General features: G+C 68.7%; 1 protein-coding gene and 1 pseudogene. Both read left to right on the top strand.

Annotated elements, in window-relative coordinates:
- Positions 1 to 365 (top strand): annotated as a pseudogene (locus CcI156_RS26065) (hypothetical protein); the annotation flags it as partial.
- Positions 366 to 385: 20 nt separating this feature from the next.
- Positions 386 to 3160 (top strand): RNaseH domain-containing protein, encoded by a 2775-nt coding sequence (locus tag CcI156_RS26070; protein ID WP_175637660.1) that lies wholly within the window; start codon positions 386 to 388, stop codon positions 3158 to 3160.
- Positions 3161 to 3214: the final 54 nt, after the last annotated feature.

Genomic DNA, 3214 nt, shown 5'->3' on the forward strand with positions numbered 1-3214 from the left:
GCGCCGACCCCGCCCAAGCGCTCGCGGAGGCCCGCACGGCCGCCTGGGAACGACTTTCCCTGCTGCTACGGACCGCGCCCCAGTTCACCGCGATGCACAAGCCGCTCCAGGAAGAGATCGTCGCGGGCGTCATCGTCGATCTCATCCAGCTCGCCGGCCGCGCCCGGCGCGGCGGCGGCGACGCCGTCCTGCACCTCGTCGACTACGCCTTCCACGAGGACACGTGGAGTTCCGACCTGGAGACCATCCTGCGCCGCATCCACTCCCAGTGGACCCCCGCGGTGCGGACACGGATGAACGACCTCTACGGCGAAGCGCTCAACGCCTTCCTCGACTACGCCGGCATCCACCCCAACACGCCGTGACATCCCTGAGAAGAGGACCCGTGACCCCGCCCGCGCCCGGCAAATACCTCAACACGCTCGCGTTCCGCTGCACCCCCGCCCTCGTCGCGGACGCCGCGGTCCATGTCCGGCATCTCGACGAGGAGACCTGGAAGCTCTGGGACGATCTCGACCGCCAGTGCAAGCGGCGGTACCGCAACGACTCGGCGCAGGCCCCCTACTCCATCGCGACCCTCGTGCTCGGCGTCCTCAGCGGCGGCTACGTACACTTCGAGCCAGACAGGCGGGCGCCCTTCCTCGCGTCACGAGAGCCCCTCGACGGCCGGCTCCTGCGCAGGGTCTTCACCCTCACCCACGGACTCGCTCTCGGCGACAAGATCGACGTCATCGATCTCGCCACCCCGCCGGACCTCGCGAAACGAATCGCCGACCTTCCCGAGCAGCACCRCCTGTTGGCCGACCAGCTTGCACCCCGGTCCGGCACACAGCCCGACACCCCCAACTGGGTCTACAGAACGGTCACCTGGGACCTCGCACGGCGCCTCGCTGCCGAACCGTGGGCGATCTCCGACAGCCGGACAGTGACGCTGTGGCCCGACACCGCTGGAGGCCTCGTCACCCTCGATGACCCCTGGGAGAACGACCGCGGCGGCCGGTTCGCGCTCTCGCGCACGAGGCTGGCCCTCAAGACCCTTCCGAACATCACCAGCCCGCTCCTCCTGCTCACGTCTCGGGTCACCCGCATCGCCGACTCGCTGATCTTCTCCAAGACCGCGCTCGCGCAGCAGCCAGGGGTCGGGCGCCCCGTGCTGGAACTGGAACTCGACGGCCGCGGCGGAGCCCGCACCATCAACCGGCTCGCCCTCGACGCACTCGGCCGACTCGACATGGACTACTCGATCCTGCGCACCATCGCCGCCCGCTCCACCCGTGAGCAGGAGCTCCTCGCGCAGGCGCGCGCCGAGAACAAACCCGCGCGGTTCCCCCGTGACCGTCCCGAGCAGGTCTGGCCCATCCGCCCGACGAGCGCCTCGTTTCCCATCGGTGTCGGCACCGGCATGCACCACCTGCGCCGACTCCGCGATCACGCATCCCTGGTGTTCGCCGACGCCGCCGAACCGCTGGAGTCGCGTGAGGTACGCATGCAGTTCCCGCGCCGGCCCACAGACCCGGAGCGGGTGTCCGCTCGAGAGCGTGCCCGCCGGAAGGAGGAACGCGCGAACAGCGGCGACAGCGGTCCGCTAGCAGAGCCCGGAAACGCCTTCCCATCCCCGAAGGCCATCGTCGCCTCCGTCAAGGCCGCCGGCTTCGACACGCTGCGTATCGCCTGCCTGTGGTACCGCGACGAAACCCGTCTGCGCATGCTCGACACCCTGCGCAGTGTCTTCGCACTCGACCAGGGGGTCCTGGACCCCCAGGATGGCCAGGATCTCGAGCTCCACCCCGGCACGATCAGCGCCGTCTTCCACCAGGCGGGCGAGTTCCTCCGACCGGGCCGCGCCGCCAGCCGCGAAGAAGCTCTACGCAACAGCCGGTTCGCATTGGAGTCCCGGGATGGCGTTCTCGTCGGCGCCTGGTGCGAAACCGAAATGCCGACCGCGGAAGACGTCACGGACGCCGACGCCGACGATCTGGACGCGAAGCACCAGACCAGAGGCATCCTCTCTGCCCTCGGCGTGCCCACCCAGTACCTACGTGGCTMGGACGAAAAAGGGGTGATCCAACCCAAGGAGGGCCGGGATCACCCCGCCGAGTGGGCGCTCCTCGACCTCTACCGCTCCCTCGGCATCATCGACGACCGCATCGCGAACGCGCTGAAGCCACCCGCGACCGGCCACCCGGTCGACCGCGTCGCCCACGTCGGTATCCACGTCCGCCAGCAGAATCGCCGCAAGGGCGAGCGCGGCCGACCAAAGGTCGTCATCACCGCGTCGGCCCTCGTCCCGCCCTCCGACCCGGCCGGCGCCTGGACCCTCCTCGGCTGGAGCTCCACCCGGCCCGAATGGCAGCCCTACCGCACCGCCCAACCCGCTTTCCATGCCACTGCCTACCCGGAAGGAACAGACAGCAGGACCTACCGGCAGCGGTGGGACGAGGCTGCGGACATCGTCGAGCGCGCGCTGCAAGACCTCGCCGACGAGCTCGACGGGATCCCCTACGCCGTCACCGTCGACGCAATGGCCTCCCGGCGCATGTGGCACGGCCTCCAGAACATTCACCAAAGTGCCTCCGCCGAGACCCGCACGAGCCGCTACTGGCTACCCGGCAGCACTCTGCACCGAGACGACCGACCCCAAGCGGTCATCCGCGTGAACATCGAGGACGACGAGGTGCCGCCCCCAGTCAGCACCACCCGCGTCTCCAAGGACCTCGACAGCCCGCCGACCGACGGTGAGACTGCCACCACCCTCTACCAGGTCACCACCGACTTCGGTACACCGGTGTGGATTCTCTGTAACGTGCCCCGTAGCTACGATGGCGCTGGCGCCGGCCGCCTCGGCTCCAAATACACCCGTTGGGACGCTCGCCGCTCCGTCTGGTCAGACAACAAGGCAGAACGACGCAAAGGCGAGATTGACCAGAACTGGTACACCATGACCGCAACAGAGATCTACCCGCTGGCCTACACCGACGCCGTCCCCGCGGACGCCTTCGCAATCGCGACCGCGAAACTCTGCCACCAGACGATCTCCTGGTCCGACCGCATCCGCCACCCAGTACCGCTACACGCCGCGAAACAGATGGACCTCGACCACCCGCAGTACCGCCGAACCGTCCAGACAGACGACCCGGAGCCCCAATGCCACTTCCACTAAGTCGATCAAGCTGCTACCTGGGGTTTCGTGGGGTTGGCGAGCCTGATCGTGGGC

This window comes from Frankia sp. CcI156 (genome assembly GCF_001983015.1).
Taxonomy (GTDB): Bacteria; Actinomycetota; Actinomycetes; order Frankiales; family Frankiaceae; genus Frankia; species Frankia casuarinae.